The sequence below is a fragment of the Caloranaerobacter longqiensis genome (assembly GCF_050286925.1).
Taxonomy (GTDB): Bacteria; Bacillota; Clostridia; order Tissierellales; family Thermohalobacteraceae; genus Caloranaerobacter.
Genome location: NZ_JBFWFX010000006.1, coordinates 92,057 through 111,592 on the forward strand (window position 1 = coordinate 92,057; position 19,536 = coordinate 111,592).

A 19,536-nucleotide genomic window follows, 5' to 3' on the forward strand; every position below is an offset into this window, starting at 1 on the left:
CTAAACTGCTAATAAAAATATATTCAAATATTACATTTATTTAATAACTTTGTTATGTAATTTTATCTATTAATATAATATATTTCAATAAATTTATAATTTAATGATGCATAATTCAACCTAATGTGTTATACTATTTATGTGTTAAACTATATTAATTCTATATTTTCATAGGAGGACTGTTATTATGCTACATTTATTCAGCGATAACGCTTTCAATAACATGTTAATAAACCCAACTAAAAAAGAATTAGAGATTTTAAGCAAAGATAAAGGAATAGTTACAGAATTTAATAGCCTTTGTTTCATAACTAATGTAAGAAGTAGAAGTGCTAAAAATACTTTTGTTGTAGACGATATACCTTTAGGTGTAGATCAGCAGGGAATTTCTAAAAAAGAAGCAAATAGAATTGTTAATGAAGTGAATAATTATTTAATGAATAAGGAATTAATTAGATTAGATAAAAAGATGGGAATGCATAGTAAATTCTCATTTAACTGTAGACTTTATATAACTAAAGAATATAGCAGGATTGCATATATGTGGAATAATTCTTTATTCACTCCCGATAATATTAATCATCCTGATATTGTAAGCGTCTATGTTCCTGAATGGCCTGAAAGGATTATATTAATATATCCAGAAGAAGGAGTAACTTATATATTAGGAACTGATTATTTTGGTGAAGCTAAAAAATCTTTCTTAAGAATGGCTATGTATAAAGTTAAGAAAATGGGCGGTTTAGGACTTCATGCCGGTAGTAAAGTGTTAAGAGTAAAAGATAAAGATGGAATATTAAAAGATGTAGGTTTTATTATGTTTGGATTAAGTGGTACTGGAAAAACAACATTAACAATCCATGATCACAATCTGAAAGGAGAAGAAAAGGCTATTATTAGACAAGATGATGTAATATTTATGGATATAAACGGATATTGTGCTGGAAGTGAAAATGGCTTCTTTATTAAAACTGAAGGATTAAGCGAAAGTCAAAGAGTTTTATATAAAGCTGCAACAAGTCCAAATGCCATTTTTGAAAACGTTAAAGTTTATGAAAATGGTAAAGTTGACTTTTTAAATACAGAATTGACTTCAAACGGAAGAGGCATAGTGCTTAGAGAAGAAATCGATAATACAGATGATAGTATCGACCTTGAAAAAGCTCATAAACTTATATTTATAACTAGGAGAAATGATATTATACCACCAGTTGCTAAATTAACCGCTTCTCAAGCAGCTACATTCTTTATGCTAGGAGAATCTATTGAAACTTCTGCAGGAGATCCTACTAAAGCAGGACAATCGAAAAGATGTGTTGGTACTAATCCTTTTATTATAGGACCTGAAGCAGAAGAAGGGCACAGGCTATATCGAATACTAAAACAAAATCCTGATATGGAATGCTATATTTTAAATACAGGAAGAGTTGGTAAAAGCAATAACTTTGAAGGAGAAAAAATCACTATAGAAGTTTCAACAACTATTATGCGTGAAATTGCAAGAGATACAATAGAATGGGAAATTGATAAGGATTGGGGCTATCTAGTACCAAAATCAGTAAATGATTTAGATATGGATAAGTATAATCCAAAAAGATATTACACGGATTTAGAATACAAATCATTAGTAAATAAGTTGAAAGAAGAGAGAGTTAAATGGTTATCAAGATTTGAAAATTTAGATATGCAATTAGTAAATAGTATAGCATAAATGCGGCTAAAATAGCCGCATTTAGTTTTTTAATAAATTATTACTATATCAACATAATATTCTCTATACATGTTTATCTTTGATTTTCGCAGACCTTTTTTATGCAAGCTTTTTTATGATTGAAGCACATATTAAAATTCTATAAATGCTGCCTATTTATATAGTAACTAATAAATGAATAGAAGTTTAAGCTAAAGTGTAATATTATGCAATAAATAATTGATTTTGTTTGAACAAACACTATTCCTAAAAATATACCAATTATTAAGTAAAAAATAGTATTCACAAAATCAAAATGGAATATTCCAAAAAAAATGCTAGTTATTATTATTGTTTGAAGTATTGTGTAGCTTCCATTTAAAGTTTTAAAAAAATATCCTCGAATGAGTACCTCCTCAACAATTGGGGCTGTTATACAAACTTGAAAAAAAGCTGCTATAGGATTAGAAAATATTTCTTCTATTGAATTTGCTGAATTACTTACTTTATATGAAAAATATTTATCAATAATTATCTGAATTGTATTTTCGTATAAAAAATATAAAAAAAACATAATTAACAATGCTATAAACAGCGTTTTTATATTCATTGGCCCAAAGTAATCATATTTAACAGAATTTTTATAATGTAAAAAAATTATAAATGCCAAATAAAGAAATCCTTGAACTATTCTTTTAATTATTAAAATTTTTTTAGCCTCAAAATTTAAACATAATTTATTAAATAAAACACTAATCACAGAATATATAATTATAAAAATCATAAATGATACTGAAAAATCCAAAATAGGATACTTAATTTTGATATTCCGCACTCCACCCATTCCTCTCATTTATACAATTTCATACCAATTATTTTACACAAACATTATTTAAGCTTGAAATCAATACATCTACATCCTTATATATACCACCCCTAATATTAATCCACTTTTTGAATTTCTATTTTAGTTTCGCTAATCTTTATAAGTTTATTTTACATATCTTAATTTTAGAATTTAAATCATTAATGCCATATGCCTTAATATCAAAAACATCATAATTAAATGTTAATTGTTTTTTATCCATTAATTTTCCTAAGTATCTAAGTTCAACTATTTCTTTTTCAAAATTAAATAATTCTATACCTACTGCACCTAACTTCGCACAAAATTTTGATTTTTTATAAAAATACCAAGCAAGTTTTCACTAAATCATAATCATTACCATTTGCTATTGCTATGTAATATGAACTTCACTTATTTTTATATATCCTAGATAAAATTGTTAGATAAAATAAAAAACAGTAGTATTAAAATAGAAACTATAAGTCTAATAAAATGATGTTTTAAGTTTAACTTCCCATACATTAATAAACCATTTATAATTGCAGAAATATGGAGAATTACTAATCCTATTATTAAAATATAAAATAAATATCTAGTTACTATAAACATATTTAAATTAGACATAATAACTAATAATCCACCTGGTATAACCCCTAAAATGCAGTTTAACTTCATATTTAAATCTCTATTTTTCAGTTGTAGAATACCTGCAACTATTGATAATAAACCATAAATACAACTTATAATTAAATATACATAATTTAAAATCACAAATAACATCTCCTCTTGCTTCTAAATTTAAGTTTATATCCTCAAGCGTATTCTAGAAATATATATGTAACTTATCTTATTTCTCTATTACTTCTTCATTTCTTCCTACTGTATTTACATAGTATCCTTTATTCCCATATTTAATTTTAAATTTACATGTCTATCAAATATCATTAAACTACTTTTCCCTTTGAGATAACCCATGAAAGATAACACACTCATTTTTTATTTTTTATCTGTATACTCTAAGGGGAGCATATCAAAAATAACCGCATTTTCATTTTTGCATATGAAATTCCGGATTAGTTAATTTGAAAGTGCTATTAAGTCCATCTGTAATAAAAATACGTTTATCTTTGGTAATAAATATAGCTTCTACTCCATCTAAATTTTCTATTAGCCTTTTCCCTTCAGAAAGCCCCAAAGAAAAAGCAATTGTTGAAAGTGCATCTGCATCAATTGATTTATCTGCTATTATTGAAACACTCACTAATGAATTTTCTACTGGATACCCTGTATAAGGATCTAATATATGATGATATCTTTTTCCATTCTGCTCAAAATATCTTTCATATATACCTGATGTAACAACAGTTTTATCTACAACCTTAACTATTCCAATATATTCTCCTCTTTTAGTAAAAGGATTCTGAACTCCTATATTCCAAGGAGAACCATCAGGTTTACTGCCTAAAGCAAAAATATTTCCTCCTAAGTTTATAATAGCATGCTTTACATTTTCATTTTTTAAAATATCAACTACTTCATCAGCAGCATAGCCTTTAGCAATCCCTCCAAGGTCTATTTTCATGCCTTTTTCCATAAGTTTTACTTTTATCTCTTTTTCATCTAATTGTATCTTTTTATAATCAATTAATTTTATTGCATTGTTTATTTCTTCTTCACTCGGTACTCTAGCCCTATCTGTGCCTATTCCCCATAATTCAACTAAAGGACCTATAGTAATATCAAATTTCCCATTAGATAAATTAGAATAAAATATTCCTTTTTTAATTACATCAAATACATCTTCGGAAACTTTGATATAGCCATTTCCTGAGTTAATATTAACTTTATATATATCACTATTTTTGATATTTCTACTCATTTTATTTTCTATATCTTTAATTCTTTCAAATGCCTTATCAAAAATTTTTGAATCGACATTTTGATATATATTCAATGTTACTATAGTTCCTAATAGAAATTCAGTTTTTGTTAATGGTTTATTTCTCACTTCTTTTGAACATCCTACCAAATTAAAAATCATTACAGCAATTAAAAATAAATAAATTACTCTCCTGATTTTTCCCATTTCAATCCTCCAATTCATATTTTAATTTTAACCCTAAATATATTATAAGGCTTTAGAGTCGAACTCTAAAGCCTTTATTTTCTATTATTCATAGCCTTTTTAGCTAATTTTTTAAACCTTTCACTAGTATACGTTGCACCAGTAACTACATCTACTTCATCAATATCTTGTTTACTAATAAGCTCCTTCTCCAATTTAATCTTAACATCTTCTGGAGTTATCCCTGATGCTTCTTTCATTTTTTCAGCATATTCTTTGTCTTCATTTTTATTTCGTCCCTCTTTATTGACTTCATTAAATACAACATCAACTATTTTACCATTTTCATAAGTGATTGAAATTTCTGCTTTCCAACCATATTTATCATAATCATCAGACGCTTTATAAGTACCATCTTTATGACTCATATTCTTATCAGTTACCAAGCTACATCCTGTTATAATTAACATTGTAATTATTGTAAAAATAATAATATAAGATGTCCTTTTCATACTCAAAACCCCTTTTTATTAAAATATTTACACATAAATAATATTATTATACCATCAGCCTTAAGTAAAGATATAATATACCTTATTCAATTTTTATACTCTTGATATCTCAACTTTCACATCATCTATCGGCTTTAAAAGTTCTTTAAGACTTTCATCTTTAATACTATTATTAAGCCATATTTGTTCACTTTCTCTGTCCAAAATAACTGGCATTCTATTATGAATGCTGCTTATTTTTTTATTAGCATTTGTAGTTAATATAGTAAAGCAATTTACATATTCACCATTTTTATCTCGAAAAAAACTATATATTCCTGCCATCGAAAATAAACTTTCATCTTTCAAATATATTTTATATTTTATGTTTTTGCCATTTTCCTTCTTCCATTCAAAAAAGCCACTAGCTGGTATCAAACATCGCTTGTTGTAAAAAGAATATTTAAATAATTTTTTAGTATCTATAGTCTCACTTCTTGCATTTATAATCAATTTTTTCAAATATGGCAAATTAAATCCCCATTTCATTAGCTTTATCATTTTGCCTTTTTCATTATTTATGATTATAGGAACTTCATTTGAAGGAAATATCTCAGCCATTGGTTTAATTAAAATATCACAATAATTAATATTAAATCTTTTTGATATTTCCCCAATATCTGTAAAAAGATAATATCTTCCACACATATAATCACTCCCACTTACAACCAACAATAAAATTTCTTAATTTTAACTATTTAAGTCTTTCATGACAGTATTTACAACTTTTCTTATAACTTCATAATCGTATCCTTTATAAGCTAAATGTTGAGATAACTTCTGATATATTTTATCCTTCTCTTTATCCTTTATACTTCTTAATTTTTTCTTAGCTAAATAAACTGCATTTTCATAAATTTTTTCATCTTCTATTTCTGAAATAACTTTGTTTATTATATCTTCACTTATTTTTCTCTTTGTTAATTCGAATATGATACGTTTTTTGCCATATTTATTACTATTTATTTTATTTCTAACATAATTTTTTGCATATTCTTCATCATCAATCATTTTATAATCTTTTAGAATTTCTATTACATTATCTATAATCTCATCTTGATAACCTTCTTTAGACAACTTATCTCTAAGTAACATCTCACTTTGCATTGTTCGCGATAATATACTAAAAGCTTTATTCTTAGCTCTTTTAAGATTTTCATCAAATATTAAGAGTTCTAACTTTTCTTTATCTATTTGAACTCCTTCTTCAATTCTAAATTTATAAATGACTTCTTTATGGACTCCAATAAAAAATTCATGATCAATATATATATTAACTTTTTCTTTATTATCTTTTTGTTCGACTATTTTAGTAACAACACCCATAATCATTCCTTCTTTCTAAACCCCTATAAATTTAAGCAAAACATAAATTAAGTAAAAATATAAGCCCTTTAATACCAATTCTTCTTCACTACCACCACTTTTTATGGTAAAAGGAGATGAAATTTTAATACTACATGGGTAAAACAGTTCTATACCGCCTTTAGTAAAAAAATCAGCAATCAAATGGCTAATATAACCTATAATAAAACCTTTATATACTCCAAATAAATTATATCTTATTGCTAAAATTTTAACAACCATTGAAAATAATAAAAGACCTAATAAGCTATGAGTAAATCCTCTGTGATGGGATAATCCTGTAAAAGCTAAAGTTATAGATAAAATTTTTAAGAGCCTGCTATTTAAATTTATGCCAAAATAGATACATCCAAAACTCAAAGTCATGTAGAATATAATTTTAAATATTCTATTTTTCTTAAAAAGTAGTTTCTGATTTAATTTGCTTTTTGGATGGTCTATATCTGGTAATAAAGACCCCAAAACTGTTGAACAAATAAAAATAATACCATTTTCCAAAGAATAGTCTGAAATAGCAGTAATTCCTGCTGCAACTCCTAGCATAACATGTGTCTTACCCTTCATCTTTTGTACCTCCGACTGATTCTATTAAGTTATGTAGAACACTAGTTCCAGTATAGCATAGATAACAACTTAATTAAATAGCTGAAACAAAGCTATTTAAACAACTTTGTTTCATAGCGCTATTTTAATAAAACTGTTTACTCATAAAAAAGTATTGACAAACTCTATAAAATGATTTAGAATTTTAAACTATAGTGACAAAAATGAATAACACGCTCTTATCTAGAGAGGTGGAGGGACTGGCCCTATGAAACCCGGCAACCTGTGTTTTAAACACAAGGTGCCAATTCCTGCGGTATAAGATATACCGAGAGATGAGAGAGAGAAATAAGTTTTTTATGCCTCTTTCATCTGAAAGAGGCTTTTTTAATATCCTCCCTCTTCACAGAAGGGGTATTATTATAATCATTATGATTTAGCACACTAACTTGTTAAAGGAGTGAAGTAATTGATTGTAATTCAAAATCTCAACAAAATATATGAAAATAAAAATGAAAAAGTACATGCTTTAAAAAATATCAATTTAGAAATCAAAAAAGGTGAAATATTTGGAATCATAGGTCTAAGTGGAGCTGGAAAGTCTACTCTTATTCGCTGTATAAATCTCCTTGAGAAACCCACAAGTGGAAATATTTTTATTAATAAAAAAGATATAACACTTTTAAATAAACATGAACTCAGAGAAATAAGAAAAAGTATTGGAATGATTTTTCAACATTTTAATCTCCTTAATTCAAGGACAGTTTTTGAAAATGTAGCTTTTCCTCTTGAAATTTCAGGCTACAGCAAGAAACAGATTAAAGAAAGAGTAGAAAATCTGCTATCTTTAGTAGAACTCTCAGATAAAAAAAATGCCTATCCTTCCCAATTAAGCGGAGGACAAAAACAAAGAGTTGCCATAGCTCGTGCTCTTGCTAATCAACCAGATATTTTACTGTGTGATGAAGCAACTTCTGCACTTGACCCTAAGACTACGAAATCTATTTTGAAACTTCTTAAAGAAATTCAAAGTAAATTTGGTTTGACAATTGTTCTCATTACACATCAAATGGAGGTAATTCGTGATATTTGCGATAGAGTTGCAATTATTGAAAATGGAGAAATAATCGAATTAGATACAGTTGAAACAGTATTTACAAATCCTAAAACAAAGATTGCTAAAGCTTTTATTTCACACATTCAACATAATAAAGAAGAAATTTGTTTTCCTAAGGTTTCTGGTTCCAAGGTTATTCGATTAAAATTTTTAGGAGAAATTGTAAAAAAGCCTATTATATCTCAATTAATTAGACATTTTTCAATAGATATAAACATTTTATCAGGTAATATAAATGAATTACAAACAACAAATACAGGAACTCTGCTTATACAACTCCATGGAAAAAATGAAGAAATAGAAAATGCAATTAAATGGCTTAAAAAAGAGAAAATAGGATTGGAGGTAGTATGGAATGGATAATTTGATAGAATTACTTTTGCCTTCTCTATGGGAAACAATATACATGGTAGCAGCTTCAACAATATTTGCTCTAATCCTTGGTTTTCCTCTAGGTATTTTACTGGTAGTTACAGAAAAAAACGGTATTTGGGAAAAACCTATACTTAACTCAATACTGGGAACTGTGATAAATGTAAGTCGTTCTTTTCCTTTTATTATATTAATGATTCTAGTTTTCCCTCTATCACGTCTCCTTGTAGGAACTTCTATCGGAACTACAGCAAGCATTGTACCCTTAGCAATTGCGGCTGCTCCTTTTGTAGCAAGGATAATCGAGAGTTCCTTAAAGGAAGTAGATAGTGGAATTATAGAAACAGCTTTAGCAATGGGAGCTACAATCCCACAGATTATTTTTAAAGTACTCATTCCCGAGGCTTTACCTTCATTAGTGCTTGGTATCACTTTAACAATTATAAATTTAATTGGCTATTCAGCTATGGCTGGTGCCATTGGAGGAGGTGGTTTAGGAGATTTAGCGATACGTTATGGACTTTACCGTTTTGAAACCGATGTAATGATTGCTTCTGTAATAATAATTATTCTACTTGTACAGGGAGTACAAGCAATAGGCAATAAAATTGCATTGAGTATTAATAAAAAAAGATAAGGAGGAATAAATATGAAAAAATCTTTAATTCTATTACTAATTGTTTCTATATTAGGTGGTGTTATTCTTAGTGGTTGTCAATCTTCAAAAGAAGATAAAAACGTACTAAAAGTCGGGGCTACTCCAGTACCTCATGCACAAATACTTAAAGTAGTAAAAAATAAACTTAAAGAACAAGGTATAGATTTACAAATTATTGAATTTACAGACTATGTAAAACCAAACTTAGCCTTAGCAGAAAAAGAAATTGACGCAAACTTCTTTCAACATGTACCATATATGAATAGCTTTGCTAAAAAGAACAATATAGATATTGTATCTATAGGAGCAGTACATGTTGAGCCACTTGGACTATATTCAGAAAAAGTAAAATCAGTAGAAGAATTAAAAGAGGGTGCAGTTATTGCTATCCCAAACGATCCTACAAACTGCGGCAGAGCTCTTATACTTCTTGAAAAAAATGGGCTTATAAAACTTAAAGAAAATGCAGGTCTTGAAGCTACAGAAAAAGATATAATTGAAAATCCAAAAAGATTTGTGTTTAAATCCTTAGAAGCAGCTCAACTGCCAAGAGTGCTTAAAGATGTTGACGGTGCTGTAATTAATGGAAATTACGCCTTAGAGGCAGGTCTTATACCTACAAAAGATGCTATTTTACTTGAAGATGGTGATTCTCCTTACGCAAATATTGTAGCTGTTAGAAAAGGAGAAGAAAACAATCCAAAATTAAAAGCACTAATTAAAGCTCTTCAATCAGAAGAAGTTAAGAAGTTTATTGAAAAAGAGTATAATGGAGGAGTTATACCAGCATTTTAATACTCTTTAAAGTTGCTAACTAATATTATAAAACCTCCTCTTAATTTGTTATTTTAAGAGGAGGTTTCCCTTATTCAAACATATTAAACCCTTCACCTAATACTTCATGTACTGTAGATACTGTAACAAATGCTTTATTATCAATTTTCTTTATATAGCTTTTTAATCTGATAAATTCTTTTTTATTCATAACAGCCATTATAACAGGTCTAGTTTTATTCGTATATGCACCCTCTGCATAATAAATTGTAGCTCCTCTTCCAAGCTCTTCTGTTATAAACCTCTTTATCTTTTCAGGAACTGAGCTTATTACTGTAACATTCATTTTAACATTAAGCCCTTCTATTACATTATCTATAACAAATCCATTCATTATTACTCCTAATAAAGCATATAATCCTAGTTTAGTTCCAAAAGTAAGTACAGCTAACAGTGTAACTACAAAATCAGCCATTAATAGTGATTTACCTATATCTATCGAGAAAAATTTGTTTAATATTTTAGCTATAATATCAGTACCACCAGTTGAAGCATTTTGATAAAATATTATCGCCATACCTATTCCCTGGATAAGAATACCATAAAACAAGTTTAATAATATATCATCTGTTACTGGTCCATTTATAGTGAAATATTTTTCAAAAACCCACATGGCTCCTGAAAGTCCAAAACTAGCATATATCGTTTTTGCTCCAAATTGACTACCTATTAGCAAAAATGCTACAACAAATAATATTAAATTCATAATAAACATTAAAGCTCCAATAGATACTGAAGGAAATATACTCTTAATTACCATTGCAAGTCCTGTAATTCCACCAACCGCCAAGTCTGCTGGCACAAGAAAAAAACTTAATGCAAAAGCTACAATAATAATTCCTATACTTATTATGATATAATCCTTTAATATATTTCTCATAACATCACCTCAACTCCAAAGTTATTATATTTTCATTGTACCTGTTTTCAAAAATCTATCATGCCATGATAATGCTTCACTTAGTATATGTGGAATATGTTTATATTTGCCAGATTGTGCTCTTTTAAAATAATCTTTAAGCATTGGTTTAAAATCAGGATGTGCACAATTTTCTATTATAACTTTAGCACGCTCCTTTGGACTTAAGCCTCTTAAATCTGCTACTCCTTGCTCTGTAATTATTACCATCACATCATGCTCTGTATGGTCATGATGTGAAACCATAGGAACTATTGAAGATATAGCTCCATTTTTAGCAGTAGATGGAGTTGTAAAAATAGAAATATATGCATTTCTAGTAAAATCACCAGAACCACCTATACCATTCATCATTCTTGAACCAAATATGTTTGTAGAATTAATATTCCCATAAATATCAGCCTCTATGGCAGTATTCATCGCTATTACACCCAATCTCCTTATTACTTCTGGATTATTGCTTATTTCCTGAGGTCTTAGAATTATTTTATCTTTATATGATTTAATCCTTTCTTTAAATCTTACAAGCCCTTCTTTAGAAGGAGTTATAGAAGTACCTGAAGCAAATAATACCTTTCCTGAATCAAGAAGGTCAAGCATTGAATCTTGAATTACTTCTGTATAACAGACTAAATTTTCAAAATTTGATTTCAAAAGCCCAGCTAAAACTGCATTTGCTACACTTCCAACACCTGATTGCAAAGGTAATAAATTTTGTGGAAGTCTGCCTACTTTCACTTCATGTTCTAAAAAGTCTATAAGATATCCTGATATCTTCTCTGAAATATCATCAATCGGGGCTAAAGGTCTAACATTATCTATAATATCTGTTATTACAATCGCTGCTATTTTATCTAAACCACATGGAATATATGGAGTTCCAATTCTTTGATCTACCCTTTCAATAGGTATCGGTTTTCTGTTAGGTGGATCATTGGGAATATATATATCAGCCATACCTTCTAAATCAAGAGGTTGACTTGTATTAATCTCAACAATCACTTTTTCAGCCATTTGCACAAATGTAGGTGAACAACCGATAGATGTAGAAGGTATTATATGCCCTTCTTCTGTTATTGCAACAGCTTCGATTATTGCAATGTCTATTTTCCCTAGAAATCCATATTTCGCATATTGGGGTACATGACTCAAATGCATATCTAAAAATTCACAACCACCGCTATTAGTATAATCTCGTATACTTTCATTAGTCTGATATGGCAATCTCTTTGCGATAATTCCAGCCCTAGAAAGCTCACCATCTAATTCGTCCCCTACAGATGCTCCTGTTAGTAAACCTATTCTTATTTTTTCACCTGTTTCTTTAACTCTTTTAGCCAATGCTAATGGAACTGCTTTAGGGTAACCAGATGGAGTAAAACCACTCGTACCAATATTCATTCCATCTTTAATTAACATAGCAGCCTCTTTTGCAGACATTATCCTGCTTAATAATTCTTTATTTCTGATTCTATCATCAAGCATACCCACCCCTCCTTACTAATTCATTAAAATTAAATTGGAAGTTTATACAATATAATAGTAAAGATAATCATACCTAAAAGTGCAAATGGATAAGTTGCTCCATAGCCAGCAGCTACATCATCACAATTTGTAGCATCTATAGCAGCCCCTAACCCCGGAGTACTCGTCATACCTCCACAAAGTGCCCCCGACAAAACAATCCAATTTATTTTGAATGCATATCTTCCTATAATAAAGCCAGCAAATATCGAAGAAAAACCGCAAATTAATGCTATTAAGGCTAAATATAGCCCTGAACCTGTAAGCGATGTTAAAGCAGAATATCCATATCTTAATCCCACTATAGTTAAGAAAAAAGAAAGTGCCAATTCACGTATTACACTCAATACCTTGCTATTCATTCTGAAATTTAAAAAGCCTATTTTACCTATATAGCCAAGCAATAGGGACGATATTAAAACTCCACCTGTTGTACCTAAACTAAAATAATTTATTGTAGGTCCCAAATATATTTTTAAATTCCCAATAAATACACCAAATAAACATACAAAAACAAACGCTATCAAATCAAATTGTACTTCTCTGTCTTTAATACTCTCTTCTTTAGATGAATACATTTCTTTAAAAAATTCCTCTTTTTCTTTATTAATATCTATTCCAAAAATTAATGGCATAAACTGCATAGCTAAAATAACAATAAGAACACCTGGTATATAGCCAATCGCATAGCCAAATCCAACCATACTTTCTGCTTCCTTACCATAAATAGAAACAGATTCAAGTGCAGCAGCCAAACCTGGAGAACTTGTTAAAGCCCCTGTATACACCCCAGAAATGGCAAATAAATTTTGTCCTTTACTTATCAAAGTCATAATATAAGTAACAAATGCCCCTGTAAATGTAATAATAATTCCTAAAATTATAAACTTAACCCCATATTTCTTCAACACTTTGTCCAAATCTTTTGAAGCCAAAAGTCCCACAGCCGCTACAAACAATATAAGAGTAAATAAGAAAAAATCTCTTGAAATCACTCCTTGTTTTAATATTGTTTTAGCATATGCTGGCATCTGTTCTAAACCTTTATACGGCAGTGCATAATTCTTATATATAAACCATCCTAGTATAAGTCCAGTAAACAATCCTCCAGAACTGCCGAGTTTAAATCTGCCAAAATTAACTTTACCTAATAATTGCCCCAAAAAAACCGAAGCGAACATCAACACAAAAGGATTAGTTATAAACTTTGTAACATCTAAATCCATTTTATCTCCCCTTTCGAACGAAAAAACACCCTATTCCCACTTGGGAATAAGGTGTATTATGGCAATAAATAACCGCCTCTAAAATAGCATAAATCGGCCTATACTACTCATAATACCTCCCCATCCTCGTGGGTAAAAACGGTATTGTTCCCTATGGCAGGTCTCCTGGCTCCGGATCATTACACAGTTACTGCCTTCCCATTTCTATTAAAAGAAACAGTGGCATTTGTGTAACTGTGTTCCTCGTCACAGTGGCGGGACCGCGTCGGACTTCCACCGAACTTCCCTTTTAAGCTTATGACATCTATCATAAGCACCATAGAGCTCCGTATTCTATTTCCAATCACATTTTATTAAACTAATTGCAACTTGTCAATGAATATTAAAAAAAAACAAAATTTTTAAACTTTTTATAATCCATAAAAAATTAGAACAAAATCATTTTTATAATTTATTTAAATCCAAAATTTTATTCAAATTAAAGCCACTCTGGTGGGTCTTTTATATATGGTCTTATACCATATTTTTCATCATGTTCTTTTAATACCTTATCGATTATTTCCTTTGAATCTTTTATTTTATCTATTAATTCTAGGTCTATACCTTGACTAAACGGACAACTACTTATACATATTCCACAATCAGTACCTAGACTTCTCCACATCCTATAACAATCTTCCTGTTTTATCTGCCACCTCTTTACTCCATCTATCTCTACTGGATCACCTGAAGGAATTGCTCTGCCCGGACATGTTCTTACACATCTTTTACATATCTTACAAAATTCCTCTAAGCCAAAATCTATTCTCTTATCGGGTACTAATGGCATATCTGTAGTAACTACCCCTAATCTAACCCTTGAACCGTACTCTCTCGTTATTATTATTCCCTTTCTTCCTATGTCGCCAATTCCTGCATCTCTTGCTACAAGTGGAGCTACGACTAAATAGTTACCATCCATATGGTTTCTTGCATCGTAACCTAATTCCCTAATATAATAAGATAAAAGCATTCCTATTATAGCTGCATCTACATACGCTTTTGATGTTTCTATCACTTCAGATACTTGAGGTGCTCTATTAATCATATTTTTATCCATTTCAACTGCAAAAACTATTCCATAAGGATGTTTAGCTTCTACTTCTTGACCATATACATCATCTTGTCTACCTCTATGACTATAATAATGATATTCTTTCATTTTTGCTATTCCAACTAGCTTAGCTCCATAATACTTAGCTAATCCCTTTATCCTTTTTGTCATATTCTCAGCATTAACTTCAACTTTAACGGGATTAATTTCTCCTTCCACATAATTCATTATATCTCCCAGAAATCTGAAGTTTGCTACTGCAATTGGCGAATTTACTGGACTATAAGTAGCTGTACCTTCTCCACATATTTGAGGTCTATTCCTAATATCATCATCTATTTCCTTTTTGTCTTTATTTCTTTTATAATAATCTTCATACTGAGGCGTACCTTTTTTATAGTTCATCCTCGCGAACATTGTATCTCTTTCATCTATCCTCTTCATATAGACACTCCTATTAAATAATAATTTCCTACAACTTATAATACAATTATATAACAAACTAATATCAGATCGTTGACAAACTTATTTTTTAAAATATCTATGAAAATAAAAGCGAATGCTTGAAAGAATTTAGTAAAAAAACTAGGTGAAAATTTTAAACAAAATTCTCTAAATTAATTACAATGTAAATTTTGTTGAAATCCATTACGAAAATCATATTTAAAATTAAAATAATTAAATTAAGCTAGCTTTCAGAGTCAGGACGACTCACCCAACGCGTTAGGATTTTCTAAAAATTTGAGCCTTAAGTTTTTTCTAAATTTTTTCGCATGAGTGTTATTTTCATAAATAATTTACTTTGTCAACAAACTAATATCTCTCAATTATTTCTTTATATCTAAAACAATCTTTAGTATGGTCATTTACCATTCCTACTGCTTGCATATAAGCATAACAAATTGTAGGTCCAAAAAAAATAAAACCTCTTTTCTTCATATCCTTGCTTATCTTTTCAGATAACTTTGTTTTAGAAGGTATTAAAGAGTCATCTGCCCATGAATTTACTATCGGCTTATTGTCAACAAACTGCCATAAATATTTATCAAAACTTCCAAATTCCTGCTGAATTTTTAAAAAAGCTTTAGCATTATTAATCACTGCTTCAATCTTCTTTCTATTCCTAATAATACCCTTATTCTCCATTAGCTTTTCAATCTTATTTTCTTCATATTTTGATATTTTCACAGGATCAAAATTATCAAATGCTTTTCTAAAATTTTCTCTTTTTTTGAGTATTGTAATCCAACTAAGACCTGCTTGAAACATTTCTAATACTAGGAATTCAAATAGTTTTCTATCGTCATGGATAGGTATCCCCCATTCTTCATCATGATATTTTATATATATTGGATCATCATTTACCCAACCGCATCTTTTTTTCATTCTAATCTCCCCTATTCAATATTAATTTTATCAATTCTTAATTGATATTATATCAAAAAACCCCTCATATGCTTACATATGAGAGGTTTCTTTATATTTATCGTCTGGATCGACTTTTTTATAAAAAACATTGGTTTTTACATTCATCTTCCTTCCATTTATTAAAATATATTCATCATCTAACCACTTAATAATAGGATCGCTTCCTTCATCCCAACTCCAATATATTACTTTAATCTTTTTCGTCTTAGTGTTCACTAGCTCTACTTTAATAGTCAATTCCTTTTTCCCTTCGATTATATATGCTTTAGCAATATATTGTTTATTAGGAGAATATACTTCTTTTACTAATTCTCCATCGAATAGTGAACTCGGATCATAATAATCAAAGTATATGACTAAAGGTCTATTAGAAAGTTTTATTAAAAATATTATAATTATTACTAATAAAACTATTTTCACTATTCTTCTCAATCTTAACATCTCCCTATTAAATACACAAATAATTTACTTTTTTATAAATTAAACCGAACTACGTCTCCTTTTTAATTTGATTCCGATAAACATAAATAAAGATGGAAGCCACATCATTATTAAAAATCTAGTTAATAGATTTTTAATCAAATACGGCAAATATACCTGTAAAAGCGAAAATTGGAATGGATAATTAAAAAAGCCAATAGGCCCCCAATAAAAATCATATCTTTCATCTTTCAAAAGTACCTTACCATCTGAAACTACATATATAGTCAGCATTAATACTACATTTATAATAACTAGAATAGATACAGATAAAAAATCATATTTAGGATGATTTTCTATATTTAACTTTGAACCTGCAAAAATATATAAAAATACAGAGAATAATCCCAATAAACCGAATAATATTAAAAAATATACTTCTTTAATATGCTTTGCTATGATGAGAAGAGGTATTGTTAAACAAAAATTTATTATTATTATTATAAAATGATATAACAATGCCTTTAAATTGTTCTTTAACATAATAATCCCCCTGTCAAAAACCTCTCATACACTTACATATGAGAAATTTCTCTATATTACAAAAATTAAACCAAACTATGCCTTCTTTTTAGCTTAATTCCAATAAACATAAATAAAGACGGTAGCCACATTATTATTAAAAATCTAATTATTAGATTTTCGATTAAATACGGTAAATATAGCTGTAAAATCGATAATTGGAATGGAAAGTTAAAAATGCCAATAGGAGCCCGATAAATACCATAAATTTCATCTTCTAAAAGCATTTTACCCGCTGAAACTATATACATAGTCAGTATTAATGCTGCATTTATAATAACCAAAATAGATACAGATAAAAAATCATATTTAGGAGGGTTTTCTATATCTAGCTTTAAACCAGCCAAAATATATAGAAATGCAAAGAATAATACCCATAAACCATGTAATATTGGAACATATATTTCTTTAGCATCTTTTAACATAGTAAGAAATGGAAAACATAAACAAAAACTTATTATTATTATTACACAATGATATAATAATACCTTTAAATTGTTCTTTAACATAATAATCCTCCTATTGAAAACCTCTCATATGCTTACATATGAGAGGTTTAAGAAAATTCACTTCTTTTACTTAGAATTATTTTCACTATTCTTCGCACTCTTAAAAAAATAGTAACACCCATCTATTAAATAAATCTATGTTATCATTATAACAAAGTATAATAAGGTCTTCAATACCATTGATGTCATTTTTTACCGACATTTTTCTGCAATTTTCACTACTGGATAAATTAGTTTGATATTGATTATTTTGTTGTTTGTGATTGTATTAGGTAAAAAAAATACCTTCTGGACTATTTTATCCAGAAGGCATATTGCTCCAATATAAATTAACTCATTACTACTCCTAGACTTAATGCAGCAATAATTATTATCATTAATATTACCAAAAGCTTCCATGTGAATTTTAACCACTTGTCGTAAGATAATCTACCTATAGCTAAACCACCCATAACAACAGCACTAGTAGGAGTAATTAAGTTAACAATACCGGATGCAGATTGGTAAGCAGTTATTACTATATGTCTTGCAACTCCAGCAAAATCTCCCAATGGTGCCATAATAGGCATTGATAATGTTGCTAAACCTGATGTTGATGGAATTAAGAAAGACAATGGTATATAGAATAGATATGTTAAAATAGCAAATGATACAGAACCTGTTTGTGATAAAGTCTTTTCTCCTAGATTAAGCACAGTATCTGTAATATTTCCTGCATTCATTATAACAGTAATACCACGAGATACCCCAATTATTAATGCAACACTTAATAAATCACGTGCACCTTCTACGAATGCAGATACAAGTTCTTTTTCACCCATACCAGCAACTAATCCGATAATAATTGCGGATACTAAAAATAGTGCAGTTAATTCACCAAACCACCATCCCAAAGTCGGAATAGCCGTAATTCCCATATCTTCAAAAGGAATAACTCCAAATACCATGATTATAAAAGTTAAAGCAAATAAACCTAATATAAACTTTCTCTTGCCAGTTAATTCTGGGAATTCGTTTTCCGAACTCTTTGATAAAAAATACTTTTTATTATCTTCCCACATATCATATACAATAGATTTTGTCGGATCTTTTTTTACTTTTTCTGCATATCTCATAACAAATAAAATTGTTACCAACTCACCTGCTACTAATATTAATAATCTTAATCCAATGCCCTCACCTAACGAAATTCCTGCAAATCCTGATGCTATTCCTGTTGCAAATGGGTTTACAGTAGAACCAAGTACTCCTACACCTGCTCCCAACATTATAACTGATATAGCTGTTACAGAATCGTATCCTGCTGCTATAAATACAGGGAGTAGTAATGGATAGAAGGCTATAGTTTCCTCTGCCATACCATAACTTGTTCCACCTAAACCAAAAAGTATCATTAGAATTGGAATCATCCATTTTTCCTTACCTTTTAAGTCTCTTGTTATTTTAGCTATTCCTGCATCTATAGCACCTGTTTTCATAACAACTCCCAAAAATCCTCCTATTACTATAACAAATAAAGCTACATCAACTGCATCATAAAATCCTTTAATAGGAGCCATTACTACTTCTTTAAATCCCTGTGGATTTCTATCAACAATATGATAAGTACCAGGAATCGGCTCTTTCTTTGCAGCATTAGGATCAACATAATCATATTGTCCTGCTGGTACAATCCATGTTAATATTGCTACAGCTATTATAATTGCAAATAAAATGGTATATGCTGTTGGCATTTTAAATTTTCTCATTGGTACCCCTCCTCATTCTTAAATTTCTCTTGTGCATATTGATAA

20 protein-coding genes, 1 pseudogene and 2 riboswitches are annotated in these 19,536 nt (G+C 29.1%); of the genes and pseudogenes, 4 read left to right on the forward strand and 17 right to left on the reverse strand.

Going from position 1 to position 19,536, the window contains the following annotated elements; all coding sequences use genetic code 11:
* The first annotated feature begins 187 nt into the window (after positions 1–187).
* Positions 188–1,711 carry a phosphoenolpyruvate carboxykinase (ATP) gene (locus AB4Y15_RS07155; protein ID WP_427339377.1) on the forward strand — a complete coding sequence of 508 codons (1,524 nt, stop codon included), beginning with the start codon at positions 188–190 and terminating at the stop codon, positions 1,709–1,711.
* Positions 1,712–1,850: 139 nt separating this feature from the next.
* On the opposite strand, the gene AB4Y15_RS07160 is transcribed toward AB4Y15_RS07155, so the two are convergent.
* The 8 genes and pseudogenes from AB4Y15_RS07160 to AB4Y15_RS07195 all read right to left on the reverse strand — a co-directional run bounded on the left by AB4Y15_RS07160 (position 1,851) and on the right by AB4Y15_RS07195 (position 7,082).
* Entirely contained in the window at positions 1,851–2,543 is a 693-nt protein-coding gene (locus AB4Y15_RS07160; RefSeq protein WP_427339378.1) for a CPBP family intramembrane glutamic endopeptidase, read from the reverse strand.
* Between the two features lie 420 nt (positions 2,544–2,963).
* Positions 2,964–3,308, reverse strand: a complete 345-nt coding sequence (locus tag AB4Y15_RS07165) for a hypothetical protein (protein WP_427339379.1) — start codon at positions 3,306–3,308, stop codon at positions 2,964–2,966.
* A gap of 79 nt (positions 3,309–3,387) precedes the next feature.
* Positions 3,388–3,533 (reverse strand): annotated as a pseudogene (locus AB4Y15_RS07170) (transposase); the annotation flags it as partial.
* A gap of 52 nt (positions 3,534–3,585) precedes the next feature.
* Positions 3,586–4,623: an FAD:protein FMN transferase gene (locus AB4Y15_RS07175; RefSeq protein ID WP_427339381.1), complete on the reverse strand. Its 1,038-nt coding sequence runs from the start codon at positions 4,621–4,623 to the stop codon at positions 3,586–3,588.
* Between the two features lie 74 nt (positions 4,624–4,697).
* The gene (locus tag AB4Y15_RS07180; RefSeq protein WP_427339382.1) at positions 4,698–5,114 is read right to left on the reverse strand and encodes an FMN-binding protein; all 417 of its coding nucleotides are present in this window, start codon (positions 5,112–5,114) and stop codon (positions 4,698–4,700) included.
* A gap of 93 nt (positions 5,115–5,207) precedes the next feature.
* Positions 5,208–5,801, reverse strand: a complete 594-nt coding sequence (locus AB4Y15_RS07185; RefSeq protein ID WP_427339383.1) for an SOS response-associated peptidase — start codon at positions 5,799–5,801, stop codon at positions 5,208–5,210.
* Between the two features lie 42 nt (positions 5,802–5,843).
* Positions 5,844–6,479, reverse strand: coding sequence for a regulatory protein RecX (locus AB4Y15_RS07190; protein ID WP_427339384.1), 636 nt, complete (start codon positions 6,477–6,479; stop codon positions 5,844–5,846).
* Positions 6,480–6,494: 15 nt separating this feature from the next.
* A complete protein-coding gene (locus AB4Y15_RS07195; RefSeq protein ID WP_427339385.1) occupies positions 6,495–7,082 on the reverse strand; it encodes a metal-dependent hydrolase in 588 nt (195 codons plus the stop codon).
* 215 nt (positions 7,083–7,297) lie between these two features.
* A riboswitch (SAM riboswitch) is annotated at positions 7,298–7,403 on the forward strand.
* Between the two features lie 127 nt (positions 7,404–7,530).
* Between AB4Y15_RS07195 and AB4Y15_RS07200 the strand changes: the two genes are divergently transcribed.
* From AB4Y15_RS07200 to AB4Y15_RS07210, 3 genes are read left to right on the forward strand one after another with little or no spacing between them, the layout of a single operon-like run.
* Entirely contained in the window at positions 7,531–8,541 is a 1,011-nt protein-coding gene (locus tag AB4Y15_RS07200) for a methionine ABC transporter ATP-binding protein (protein ID WP_427339387.1), read from the forward strand.
* A complete protein-coding gene (locus AB4Y15_RS07205) occupies positions 8,534–9,187 on the forward strand; it encodes a methionine ABC transporter permease (RefSeq protein ID WP_427339388.1) in 654 nt (217 codons plus the stop codon). Before AB4Y15_RS07200 ends, AB4Y15_RS07205 begins: the two co-directional genes overlap by 8 nt.
* A 12-nt stretch (positions 9,188–9,199) precedes the next feature.
* Positions 9,200–10,003 (forward strand): MetQ/NlpA family ABC transporter substrate-binding protein, encoded by an 804-nt coding sequence (locus tag AB4Y15_RS07210; protein WP_427339389.1) that lies wholly within the window; start codon positions 9,200–9,202, stop codon positions 10,001–10,003.
* A gap of 70 nt (positions 10,004–10,073) precedes the next feature.
* Here AB4Y15_RS07210 and AB4Y15_RS07215 read toward each other — a convergent pair whose 3' ends face one another.
* From AB4Y15_RS07215 to AB4Y15_RS07255, 9 genes are all read right to left on the reverse strand, one after another.
* Positions 10,074–10,922 (reverse strand): YitT family protein, encoded by an 849-nt coding sequence (locus AB4Y15_RS07215; RefSeq protein WP_427339390.1) that lies wholly within the window; start codon positions 10,920–10,922, stop codon positions 10,074–10,076.
* Between the two features lie 24 nt (positions 10,923–10,946).
* Entirely contained in the window at positions 10,947–12,446 is a 1,500-nt protein-coding gene (scpC, locus tag AB4Y15_RS07220) for a succinyl-CoA:acetate CoA-transferase ScpC (protein WP_427339391.1), read from the reverse strand.
* A gap of 29 nt (positions 12,447–12,475) precedes the next feature.
* Entirely contained in the window at positions 12,476–13,711 is a 1,236-nt protein-coding gene (locus AB4Y15_RS07225; RefSeq protein WP_427339392.1) for an aspartate-alanine antiporter-like transporter, read from the reverse strand.
* A gap of 138 nt (positions 13,712–13,849) precedes the next feature.
* A riboswitch (cobalamin riboswitch) is annotated at positions 13,850–14,047 on the reverse strand.
* 142 nt (positions 14,048–14,189) lie between these two features.
* Entirely contained in the window at positions 14,190–15,248 is a 1,059-nt protein-coding gene (locus AB4Y15_RS07230; protein ID WP_427339393.1) for a 4Fe-4S dicluster domain-containing protein, read from the reverse strand.
* Positions 15,249–15,617: 369 nt separating this feature from the next.
* Positions 15,618–16,190, reverse strand: coding sequence for a DNA-3-methyladenine glycosylase I (locus tag AB4Y15_RS07235; RefSeq protein ID WP_427339394.1), 573 nt, complete (start codon positions 16,188–16,190; stop codon positions 15,618–15,620).
* Between the two features lie 72 nt (positions 16,191–16,262).
* On the reverse strand, positions 16,263–16,664 hold the full coding sequence (locus AB4Y15_RS07240) for a DUF5412 family protein (protein WP_427339395.1): 402 nt from the start codon (positions 16,662–16,664) through the stop codon (positions 16,263–16,265).
* Positions 16,665–16,712: 48 nt separating this feature from the next.
* The gene (locus AB4Y15_RS07245) at positions 16,713–17,195 is read right to left on the reverse strand and encodes a hypothetical protein (protein WP_427339396.1); all 483 of its coding nucleotides are present in this window, start codon (positions 17,193–17,195) and stop codon (positions 16,713–16,715) included.
* 65 nt (positions 17,196–17,260) lie between these two features.
* Positions 17,261–17,743: a hypothetical protein gene (locus tag AB4Y15_RS07250; protein ID WP_427339397.1), complete on the reverse strand. Its 483-nt coding sequence runs from the start codon at positions 17,741–17,743 to the stop codon at positions 17,261–17,263.
* 329 nt (positions 17,744–18,072) lie between these two features.
* Entirely contained in the window at positions 18,073–19,491 is a 1,419-nt protein-coding gene (locus AB4Y15_RS07255; protein WP_427339398.1) for a YfcC family protein, read from the reverse strand.
* Positions 19,492–19,536: the final 45 nt, after the last annotated feature.

What these genes read in the sequence shown, in the direction of transcription:
- AB4Y15_RS07190 (WP_427339384.1), bottom strand. Translation starts at nt 6,479, where the DNA reads ATGGGTGTTGTTACTAAAATAGTCGAACAAAAAGATAATAAAGAAAAA.
- AB4Y15_RS07235 (WP_427339394.1), bottom strand. Translation starts at nt 16,190, where the DNA reads ATGAAAAAAAGATGCGGTTGGGTAAATGATGATCCAATATATATAAAA.
- AB4Y15_RS07185 (WP_427339383.1), bottom strand. Translation starts at nt 5,801, where the DNA reads ATGTGTGGAAGATATTATCTTTTTACAGATATTGGGGAAATATCAAAA.
- AB4Y15_RS07225 (WP_427339392.1), bottom strand. Translation starts at nt 13,711, where the DNA reads ATGGATTTAGATGTTACAAAGTTTATAACTAATCCTTTTGTGTTGATG.
- AB4Y15_RS07215 (WP_427339390.1), bottom strand. Translation starts at nt 10,922, where the DNA reads ATGAGAAATATATTAAAGGATTATATCATAATAAGTATAGGAATTATT.
- AB4Y15_RS07230 (WP_427339393.1), bottom strand. Translation starts at nt 15,248, where the DNA reads ATGAAGAGGATAGATGAAAGAGATACAATGTTCGCGAGGATGAACTAT.
- AB4Y15_RS07255 (WP_427339398.1), bottom strand. Translation starts at nt 19,491, where the DNA reads ATGAGAAAATTTAAAATGCCAACAGCATATACCATTTTATTTGCAATT.
- scpC (WP_427339391.1), bottom strand. Translation starts at nt 12,446, where the DNA reads ATGCTTGATGATAGAATCAGAAATAAAGAATTATTAAGCAGGATAATG.
- AB4Y15_RS07175 (WP_427339381.1), bottom strand. Translation starts at nt 4,623, where the DNA reads ATGGGAAAAATCAGGAGAGTAATTTATTTATTTTTAATTGCTGTAATG.
- AB4Y15_RS07210 (WP_427339389.1), top strand. Translation starts at nt 9,200, where the DNA reads ATGAAAAAATCTTTAATTCTATTACTAATTGTTTCTATATTAGGTGGT.
- AB4Y15_RS07180 (WP_427339382.1), bottom strand. Translation starts at nt 5,114, where the DNA reads ATGAAAAGGACATCTTATATTATTATTTTTACAATAATTACAATGTTA.
- AB4Y15_RS07160 (WP_427339378.1), bottom strand. Translation starts at nt 2,543, where the DNA reads ATGAGAGGAATGGGTGGAGTGCGGAATATCAAAATTAAGTATCCTATT.
- AB4Y15_RS07250 (WP_427339397.1), bottom strand. Translation starts at nt 17,743, where the DNA reads ATGTTAAAGAACAATTTAAAGGTATTATTATATCATTGTGTAATAATA.
- AB4Y15_RS07155 (WP_427339377.1), top strand. Translation starts at nt 188, where the DNA reads ATGCTACATTTATTCAGCGATAACGCTTTCAATAACATGTTAATAAAC.
- AB4Y15_RS07195 (WP_427339385.1), bottom strand. Translation starts at nt 7,082, where the DNA reads ATGAAGGGTAAGACACATGTTATGCTAGGAGTTGCAGCAGGAATTACT.
- AB4Y15_RS07205 (WP_427339388.1), top strand. Translation starts at nt 8,534, where the DNA reads ATGGATAATTTGATAGAATTACTTTTGCCTTCTCTATGGGAAACAATA.
- AB4Y15_RS07245 (WP_427339396.1), bottom strand. Translation starts at nt 17,195, where the DNA reads ATGTTAAAGAACAATTTAAAGGCATTGTTATATCATTTTATAATAATA.